The following is a 9,692-nucleotide window of genomic DNA, read 5'->3' on the forward strand; positions in this document are numbered from 1 at the left end:
CGCCCCTGACCGCTTGCTTTAAAGCTATCGCAGCGCGCGATGAACGCAAGGAAAATATCATGCATTAAATCCTCCGACTCCGACTCAGGCACACCTCGGATCTGCAGAAAGCGCTTAAATTTCTCGGCAAACACGGTGTAGAGCTGAGTCACGGCGTTTTTACGCCGAACTCCGCCCGCCTGAAGATCGATAATCAAGGCGTCGACCTCAAGATTAGTCATTGCGATCACCGTTTCCGGAAATCACCACTTCCAATGCTATGTCCTTGCGAATAGGCCAATCGAAATTTTGCTGGGAATCGGGTAGCGCTGCACGCCAACGACGCTGATCAACCTCGCTATTCAGTCTTAGTATCCAGTGATCAATGGCTTTTCCCTCTTCTAAGGAAATACCTTCATCAGCAAGTGCCCGTATAGTTTGCCACTGCAAATCAGTGAGACTTAAGCGGCGCGGAGGCTCGTTTAAATTTTGCCCCGCAGTGGCCTCCGCCAATGCGGTATCCGCTACACTATTTTGCCCCTCGGTTTTGCCTTGTGTTGCAACTTTATCTTGCTGGGCAGAAGGCGCAGCGGCAAGTCGCTCTGGCTTAGGTGCAGACTTCAGCATAGCGCTGTTTGCTTGGGCACTGTCGGTTTTGGCCATACTGGCGAAATCGGCGAGCAGCCGCTCATCCGACATTTCTCCGTGGGCAAGCTCATGTTCCGCCTCTGCTCTGCCAGCCTTATCTTTAATGGCTGCGCTAGCAGCAACTTCATATCGCGCCGCATCGCTAGGCACTGCTCTACTGAGCTTGTCGAAATTTCCGCTATTAATGACCGAGCGATCAAATACCGAGAGATCGAGAATAATAGTTAAACCCACTAACAAGACGGCGGCATAGCCATAACGATGTAGATTTCGGCTGCGTTTTACCGGCGTTTGATACAAGCCTTCTTGCTCAATACGCCGATGCAAACGCTGCAGCGCCAACTGGTCTACTTCCGCCTGCTGTTCCGACGCACTCAGCCCCGACCGGATCGCGTCCATAACGTCTTTTTCCCGAGCTGACTCACACTCGCGAGAATCGCGAAGTCGTGTGAGCCAGTCTTCGATATCAATCTTTTTCACTCTTGCGCAATCCTAGTGGTGGTTAACCTTTCGATCATGCCGATAAACTCAATACGTTTATTATCTGGCATGAGTGGCAACACGGCTTTGGCGCGGCGCAGTGCCTCATTGAGTTTAGCCGATCCTGCGTGCTCGGACTGCGACAACACCAAACTAAATTCCGCCACCGCTGAGGCCCAGCGGAGATCCGCTGTTGCGGACTCAATTGCCTTGGCGCGCGTCGTCATCGCATGGGCGAACTCAATACCTTTGTCGCCGTCAGGCTTTTTGTAACGCACTTTCACATAGCCCAGTTCCATTGCTGTTGTACCGCTAGTGAGGCGACTTTGGTAGCGCCGTTCGATGTCTGGCGTGGCCCCGCTACCGGTGGGAATAATTTCATAAAGGGCAACAACCGAGTGGCCAGCGCCAATTTCACCACTATCCTTTTTATCGTCACGAAAGTCCTCGGCGTTCATCACCCGCGACTCATAACCCAGCAGGCGGTACTCGGCAACCGCGGCGGGGTTGAACTCCACCTGTACTTTCACATCTTTGGCAGCAATATGCAGAGTGCGCGTTAGTTCAGCGCCAAACAAGCGCTGGGCTTCGGCATCCGAATCCAAGTAATGGGCGACACCATTACCCGCTTCGGCCAAGACCTGCATTTTAGCGTCTTGATAATTGCCGGTGCCCATACCAATTACCGACAGAAAAACGCCGCTCTCGCGCTGTTTCTCGATCATGGCTTTTAGCTCGCCGTCACTACTGGCGCCAATATTAAAGTCGCCGTCGGTCGCAAGAATCACCAAATTGGTGGCCTTGCTATCAAACTGTCTACGCGCTACATCGTAGGCAAGAGCTATTCCCGCCCCTCCTGCGGTGGAGCCACCAGCGCGGAGATTGGCCAGCGCGTGCTGAATACGATACACCTCAGTGACCGGCGTGGGTGGCAATACCACCCCGGCGCTACCAGCGTAAGTGACGATAGCAACTTGATCAGCAGGCTTTAAATTGCTCAACAAGGTCTGAAAGCTGCGGATAAGTAAGGGCAACTTATTGGGGCTATTCATCGAACCGGAGGTGTCGAGCAAAAAGGTGATGCGTGCACCGCGCTCGCTGCTAGCGGTGGTATCAACTGCCTTCACGCCGATCATGGCAATACGGTGGGCAGGATTCCAGGGCGCGACCGCGTAATCTGACATCACTACAATTGGGTGCTTGCCGGTTGGTGCACGGAAGTTATAGTCAAAATAGTTAATGAGTTCCTCTAACCGCACGCTGGCAGGCACCGGAATTTGTCCCTGATTAATTTGCCGCCTAAGGTTTGCGTAACTCGCCGAATCGACCTCCAAGCCAAACGTCGACAATGGCGATAAGGCCACAGACAAAAAGCGATTTTCCGTTTTAGCGGCGTAGCCTTCTCTGCTTAGGGGCGGGATAGACATCGGCGTATTCGTATCGGCGATCATATTACTGTGGTGCGTTATGGATATAGCCGAGCTTGCGACCGCCTCCCGTCGCGCTAGGTCCGCGGCCATACCCATAACTTGCTTTGGCGCAGGCTTGAGCAAGGCTGGTGTCCCAGCGCGTTGTTCGCTGACTGAGCGTGCGTCTGCCAAATCAGGTTTGCTACTTTTGCCTTGCCATTCAACGACATCATTAATAGCGTGTCGCTCATATTCAAGCGCTGGTGGGAGCTCCGTAATCAAAGGCGGCTTCGGCTCGCGCCACAGAAAGATTGCGATAGCAAGGATGAGCAGTAGCGTAAGGCTGGCGACGTATTTCATGACATTCTCCGGGTATTTAGTGATGGGTCACTTCTATAAACGCGGCGCGAAGTCGAATGTCAGGGTCGCTGTAAAAATATTTCTAGCATACCTCCACTAAAAAAAAGCCCCTCAACGAGGGGCAATGGGTGAAATCTTCAACTCGCCATTACGCGGCTTGGGTTTCCTTTGTTTCTACAGGGGCCGCAGTGTCAGCATTTACTAGCGGCTGGCGAATTAGGTAATCAAAGGCCCCCAAGGCGGCGGTTGCACCGCTGCCCACTGCAATCACTATTTGCTTAAACGGCGTTGTGGTTACGTCGCCGGCGGCAAATACCCCCGGCAGCGACGTTTCGCCACGCGGTCCTATTTCAATCTCGCCGCGAGGACTAAGATCAACAACGCCTTTTAAAAACTCGGTATTTGGCACCAAACCAATCTGCACAAATATGCCTGCCAAGCTGATGGTTTTTGCCTCGCCAGATTCGCGGTCGGTGTAGTTTAAGCCGGTAACGCGATTGCCATCGCCAAGCACTTCGGTGGTTTGTGCGCTGGTGATGATGTCGACGTTCGTCAATGAGCGGGCTTTGCGTTGCAGCACCTCATCGGCGCGCAAGCGCGTATCAAACTCAAGCACAGTAACGTGCGCGGTAATACCCGCGAGGTCGATTGCCGCCTCAATCCCCGAGTTGCCACCACCAATCACCGCAACCGATTTACCTTTAAACAAGGGGCCATCACAGTGTGGGCAGTAGGCTACACCCTTACCACGGTATTCCTGCTCACCGGGCACATTCATTTCTCGCCAACGGGCGCCGGTCGCCAGCAGCACTGAACGGCTACGCAACACCACACCATCCGCAACACTGACTTCTATGCTGCCGTCCGTGGCGACGGACAATCCTCGCGCTTGGTGGCCAGCCATGATATCCACATCGTAGGCGCCGACGTGAGCCTCAAGTTGAGCGACTAATTTAGGCCCCTCGGTCTCGGTAACGGAAATAAAGTTTTCGATACTCACGGTGTCTAATAATTGGCCGCCAAACTTATCGGCCAGTACACCGGTGCGAATCCCCTTGCGCGCGGCGTAGATTGCCGCCGAGGCACCGGCGGGACCGCCACCAACAACTAACATATCAAATATGTCTTTTTCAGCGAGTTTGTTAAGACTTCTAGCGCCCGCATTTTTGTCAATTTTTTTCAGAATATCGGCTAGGCCGATACGACCTTGAGAAAACTGTTTACCGTTCATGAACACGGTCGGCACGGCCATCACCTTGCGCTCATCCACTTCCTGCTGAAACAGTGCGCCATCAATCATTTCGTTAGAAATTTGCGGATTAATCGCCGCCATCATATTCAAGGCCTGAACCACTTCTGGGCAGGTCTGGCAGCTCAAGGATATATAAGTCTCGAAGCGGTATTCGCCGTCAAGATTGCGTACCTGTTCGATCAGTTCTCTATCTACCTTCAGCGGATGGCCGCCGCTGTGCAGCACCGCCAATACTAATGAGGTAAATTCGTGCCCCAAGGGCACCCCGGCAAAACGCATTTCTGTGCCGCTGGCCACGGAGCGCACGCCCATTGCTGGCCGCCGCGCATGTTGGTCCTCACCCTGAATGACCGATACCAAAGACGACAGCTCAGCTATCTCCCTCATCAGGGTTTCAAGTTCCCGGGATTTATCCTGGCCATCGAGATACGCGACCAGTTCTACCGGTGTTTTAAGATTCTGGAGATAGGCCTCCAACTGGGTTTTCATTTTCGCGTCTAACATGGTGACTCCCGTGAACGTCTAAATTCGGTTTTCTTTTTTGAATAAGGCCCCGCAAACGGGGCCAACATGGGGTATTAAATTTTGCCAACGAGGTCCAAAGAAGGAGATAGTGTCGCTTCACCTGGCTGCCATGCCGCTGGGCAAACTTCACCGTCGTGCTCGGCAACGTATTGCGCAGCCTGCACTTTACGCACTAACTCTTTCGCTGAGCGGCCAATACCAAGGTCATGTAACTCGGCCACTTTGATTTCGCCCTCGGGGTTAATCACAAAGGTTCCGCGCAAAGCCAAACCATCTTCTTCTATCATCACGCCAAAATTGCGCGAGATCTTGCCAGTAGGATCACCAATCATTGGGTATTTAATTTTGCCAATGGTGTCAGAGCTGTCGTGCCACGCTTTGTGGGTAAAGTGAGTGTCAGTAGATACCGAATACACTTCTACGCCCATTTCTTGTAACTGTGCATAGTGGTCGGCCATATCACCCAATTCGGTTGGGCAGACAAAGGTAAAGTCAGCGGGGTAAAAAACAATAACGGACCATTTACCTAAGAGGTCCCCATCGCTGACATCGACAAAATCGCCGTTGTGGTAGGCGGTGGCTTTAAAGGGCTGGACTTTAGTATTAATAATCGTTGGGAACATGCTGTAATTCCTTGCGTAGTCAAAGATGAAAGGCGGTGTGCCTTAAGTTCAGTGACCATACTAGGGAAGCAAGAACGTTAGCTCCAATCAATCGTTATTATAGAATAGATAGCTTTTTGCTATGGGGATGTAATGAGCGAAGAAAACCCTCGCTCATCATGCGGGGCGGGGTTTCTATAAATCTTGAAAAGGAATCGCGCCAAGGTAATCCATTTTGCCCAACTCTACGCCGTGATGGCGGAGAATGGCGTAAGCCGTAGTGACATGGAAATAGAAGTTGGGGATCACAAAACGCTGAGCAAAATCAGCGCCCAGTAAATACTTACCTTCAAACCACGGCAATACCACTTTACGCTCTTCGGCACCGACAAAATCGGCCTCGCTGAATCCCGCGATATAGTCCTGAACAGACTTAATTCGCGCCTGCAGTTCTGCCATCGTAGTTTCGAAATCTTCATGCTTAGGCGCAGTATCCGCATTGCCCGTCAGGCGTGCTACCCCTAACTTGGCGGAGTCGCAGCTAATCTGCACCTGCCGAATTAAATTGAATTGATCCAGCGCCAAACGCGAGGTTAGTAGTGCATCGACATCAATTTTTTTACTCTCGGCAAAGGCCGCGCCCTTCTCTAGAAGAGTACTTAAGTTAGACAGCATTGTGCTGAATTGCACAACCGTTAGATCGTATAGCATGGGCGCACCTCGTTAGGTAAATGAACATGTTCTCTGAGAAGACGCTAGACTAGGAGCTCCGTGTCCGCATCGTCGATATTCTTATCGTTAACACCGTCTTTTTACGCGCTAAGTACTTAAATAGCTAGACTCCGGCCGCCGTCAACCGCCAAAATCTGGCCAGTGATATACGGCGCATCGACCACTAGAAATGCTACCGTATTCGCGATATCGCCGGCCTCGCCTTCTCGCTGTAATGGTACCCGCGCCGCCAACTCTTTCTTTTCTTGCTCCCAATAGGCCGAGGCATGGTCTGGCCACAGAATATTGCCGGGAGACACCCCGTTAACACGAATAGCGGGCGCCAGCTCTAAAGCCAAAGACTGAGTCATCATTGCCACCCCCGCTTTAGCCATGCAATAAACACTGTGACTAGGCAGCGGATTTTTCGCGTAAATGTCGACCAAATTGATAATACAGCCGCCCTGCTCCTGCAGCGCCGGCGCCAATGCTTGAGACAGAAAAAACGGCCCCTTGAGATTACTGCCCATCAGGGCATCCCAATCCGCCTCACTCGCTTCCCCCACTGCCGTGGGATAAAAAGTCGAAGCATTGTTCACTAACACGTCGACCCGCTGCCATACGCCCAGCGCTTGTTCAGCCAGCGTTTGCACATCCTCCATCGACGTCATGTCTGCCGCAATCGTGGCCGCCGACTGTGGGCGCTGGGTATTGAGTTCAGCGCACAATTGTCCCGCTGCCGCCTCTGAATGCCGATAATGAATAAGGATACGGTAGCCGCGCTGATGGAGGCAGCGACAAATTTCAGCACCAATACGCTGGGCGCCACCGGTGACGAGAGCAACCGGCTGGCCAACATCAGTCATAAAGCGCGCCTCCCCAAAACCCCTTAGAGAAACTCAAAACGCGCCGCCGTCGACAGGACCAATTAGGCAGTCAATGCCCTCTTCGCGAATCGTAGCTTCGATCTCAAACAGCGCATCGGCGTCGGTTTCAAAGGGGTCTTCCCAGGTGGTTGAGTTATTGTATTCATCGTAGACTTCCAAGAGCCAAGTACCGCCCTCGTCTTGGGAAATTTCCACACGCACGGATTTACCGTCTTTTTCTATGGTGCGGCACAGCGGGGACTTTTTTATTTCACTCTCTTCTGACATGTATTCTGTTCTCTGTATTGGCTGATTTCCATTTTTCACACAACATACCTGAATTCCATGACTTTCTGAAATATTCAGTTAATTTTCCACAAAGCCCGCCATTAATGGCGCTAGCGCTGCCGGAACGCGGTGGACATCCTCGACCTTTTGGCCCGCAACCCTTACAATGCGGCCCCCTTCTTTTCACGCTCCATTACAGATTACGTTTAACGCGTCCGGGAATAGCCTCTTGATCTCTACAGCAAATATCACCATGCAATTTGGTGCCAAGCCATTATTCGAAAACATTTCAGTGAAATTTGGCGGCGGCAATCGCTACGGCCTTATTGGCGCGAATGGCTGCGGCAAGTCCACCTTCATGAAGATTCTCGACGGCAGCCTGAAACCCAGCTCCGGCAATGTCTCTATCGACCCCAATGAGCGCGTCGGTAAATTGCATCAGGATCAATTCGCCTTTGAGCAGTACTCGGTTATCGACACTGTCATTATGGGGCACACCGAGCTGTGGGAAATTAAACAAGAGCGCGATCGCATTTATTCGCTTCCCGAAATGTCGGAGGAAGACGGCATGAAGGTAGCGGAGTTAGAAACCCAGTTCATGGAAATGGACGGCTACAGCGCCGAAAGCCGCGCGGGCGAATTCTTACTGGGCGCGGGCATCGAGCTCGATCTGCACTTTGGCCCCATGAGCGAAGTCGCGCCGGGCTGGAAATTGCGGGTTCTACTCGCTCAAGCCCTGTTCTCTGATCCAGATATCCTGCTGCTGGACGAGCCGACCAACAACCTCGACATCAACACCATTCGCTGGCTGGAAGACGTACTCAACCAACGTAAAAGCACCATGGTCATCATTTCCCACGACCGCCACTTTTTGAATGCGGTGTGCACCCACATGGCCGATATCGACTACGGCGAGTTGCGGGTTTATCCAGGCAACTACGACGACTTTATGACAGCAGCAACCGCCGCCCGCGAGCGCCTGCAATCACAGAATGCTAAAAAATCCGCGCAAATCGCCGATCTGCAGCAGTTTGTCAGCCGCTTCTCAGCTAACGCGTCAAAAGCAAAGCAGGCCACTTCACGGGCCAAACAGATCGATAAGATCCAGCTCGATGAAATCAAAGCTTCTAGCCGCACCTCGCCGTATATCCGCTTCAAGCAAGACAAGAAGCTGCACCGCGCGGCGCTCACCATTGAAAATCTCGGTCACGGCTTTGACGAGGCCCTATTTGCCAAAGGCAATATGATTTTAGACGCTGGCACTCGCCTCGCGGTAATTGGCGAAAATGGCGCGGGCAAAACTACTTTTCTGCGCTGCTTGATGAAAGAGCTCGAAGCCCAGGAAGGCGTGGTTAAATGGGCCGAAAACGCTAGCCTCGGCTATTGCCCCCAGGACAGCACCGATGATTTCGATAATGACCTGAACCTATTTGACTGGATGAGCCGGTGGCGCAAGCCCCACCACGACGACCAAATTGTGCGCGCCACACTCGGTCGCCTGTTGTTCTCCTCAGATGACTTCAATAAAAAGGCACGGGTTTGCTCTGGTGGTGAAAAGAACCGCCTGTTGTTCGGCAAGCTAATGATGATGGACACCAACGTCTTAATCATGGACGAGCCCACCAACCACTTGGATATGGAAGCCATCGAAGCCCTTAACTTGGCGCTAGAACACTACGACGGCACCTTGATCTTCGCCAGTCACGACCGGGAGTTTGTTTCCTCCCTCGCGACCCGCGTCCTCGAGATCAAAGACCGCGGCTTTAACGACTTCCAAGGCACCTACGATGAGTTCCTCGCCCACGAGCTAAGCCAAGCAAGCTAATTGCCCACTAGAGAGGCGCCGCATGCGCCTCTCTAGTGCTCTGACCCGCAAAATCACCACTCCTGCAAAGCCCCCTCACCCGTCTTGGCAATTGACCGAATCTTGACACCGTCAACTTAAATCGCTATCTTGACACCGTCTAGATAGCGAGAGCCTAAGCATGAGCACTGAAAACCAGCACTACCCACACCTCTTTACGCCCCTCGATTTGGGCTTTACCAGCCTCAAAAATCGGGTTGTCATGGGCTCTATGCACACCGGCCTCGAAGACCGTTTTTGGCAATTCCCGAAAATGGCCGCCTATTTTGCCGAGCGCGCCAAAGGCGGTGTTGGCCTGATGATTACCGGCGGTTACAGCCCCAACCGCAGTGGCTGGCTGTATCCAGGCGCCAGCACCTTTAACTCTCGCCTCGATGTTCGCAACCACCGCAAGGTCACCAAGGCAGTGCACGCAGAGGGCGGTAAAATATGCTTGCAGATCCTCCACGCAGGTCGTTACGCCTACCACCCCCTGTCAAAAACCGCGTCGACCAGCCAAGCGCCGATCAACCCCTTTAAGGCCCGCGCACTCACTACCCGTGGCGTGGCCAGCACCGTCAAAGACTTCGCCCACACCGCATGGTTGGCCCAGAAAGCCGGTTACGACGGCGTCGAAATAATGGGCAGCGAAGGCTATTTAATTAACCAATTTTTAGCCCCCGCCACCAATAAACGTAAAGACCGCTACGGCGGCAGCCCTGAAAACCG

At 52.8% G+C, this 9,692-nt stretch carries 9 protein-coding genes and 1 pseudogene; 2 read left to right on the plus strand and 8 right to left on the minus strand.

Translation table 11 applies throughout. The features are described from left to right. From ABYT30_RS11105 to ABYT30_RS11140, 8 genes are all read right to left on the minus strand, one after another. The coding region (locus ABYT30_RS11105) for a hypothetical protein (RefSeq protein WP_373096485.1) at nt 1-221 on the minus strand (221 nt) is incomplete at its 3' end. Further along, the gene (locus ABYT30_RS11110) at nt 214-1,107 is read right to left on the minus strand and encodes a hypothetical protein (protein ID WP_373096488.1); all 894 of its coding nucleotides are present in this window, start codon (nt 1,105-1,107) and stop codon (nt 214-216) included. The genes ABYT30_RS11105 and ABYT30_RS11110, both read right to left, overlap by 8 nt. Next, the gene (locus tag ABYT30_RS11115; protein ID WP_373084263.1) at nt 1,104-2,876 is read right to left on the minus strand and encodes a von Willebrand factor type A domain-containing protein; all 1,773 of its coding nucleotides are present in this window, start codon (nt 2,874-2,876) and stop codon (nt 1,104-1,106) included. Before ABYT30_RS11115 ends, ABYT30_RS11110 begins: the two co-directional genes overlap by 4 nt. Before the next feature lie 148 nt (nt 2,877-3,024). Next, nucleotides 3,025-4,632: an alkyl hydroperoxide reductase subunit F gene (gene ahpF / locus ABYT30_RS11120; RefSeq protein ID WP_373096490.1), complete on the minus strand. Its 1,608-nt coding sequence runs from the start codon at nt 4,630-4,632 to the stop codon at nt 3,025-3,027. A 74-nt stretch (nt 4,633-4,706) separates the two neighbouring features. After that, nucleotides 4,707-5,276: an alkyl hydroperoxide reductase subunit C gene (ahpC, locus tag ABYT30_RS11125; protein ID WP_373083043.1), complete on the minus strand. Its 570-nt coding sequence runs from the start codon at nt 5,274-5,276 to the stop codon at nt 4,707-4,709. Nucleotides 5,277-5,450: 174 nt separating this feature from the next. Further along, nucleotides 5,451-5,966 carry a DUF1993 family protein gene (locus ABYT30_RS11130; RefSeq protein ID WP_373083045.1) on the minus strand — a complete coding sequence of 172 codons (516 nt, stop codon included), beginning with the start codon at nt 5,964-5,966 and terminating at the stop codon, nt 5,451-5,453. A 116-nt stretch (nt 5,967-6,082) separates the two neighbouring features. Continuing rightward, nucleotides 6,083-6,832, minus strand: a complete 750-nt coding sequence (locus ABYT30_RS11135; protein ID WP_373083047.1) for a pteridine reductase — start codon at nt 6,830-6,832, stop codon at nt 6,083-6,085. 33 nt (nt 6,833-6,865) lie between these two features. Beyond that, a complete protein-coding gene (locus ABYT30_RS11140) occupies nt 6,866-7,120 on the minus strand; it encodes a hypothetical protein (RefSeq protein ID WP_373083049.1) in 255 nt (84 codons plus the stop codon). Between the two features lie 229 nt (nt 7,121-7,349). Here ABYT30_RS11140 and ABYT30_RS11145 point away from each other — a divergent pair, with 229 nt between their 5' ends. Continuing rightward, nucleotides 7,350-8,945, plus strand: a complete 1,596-nt coding sequence (locus ABYT30_RS11145; RefSeq protein ID WP_373083051.1) for an ABC-F family ATPase — start codon at nt 7,350-7,352, stop codon at nt 8,943-8,945. 160 nt (nt 8,946-9,105) lie between these two features. Further along, a pseudogene (gene fadH / locus ABYT30_RS11150) lies at nt 9,106-9,692 on the plus strand (NADPH-dependent 2,4-dienoyl-CoA reductase); the annotation flags it as partial.

Origin of the sequence: Zhongshania sp. (assembly GCF_041623545.1) — a bacterium.
GTDB lineage: Bacteria > Pseudomonadota > Gammaproteobacteria > Pseudomonadales > Spongiibacteraceae > Spongiibacter.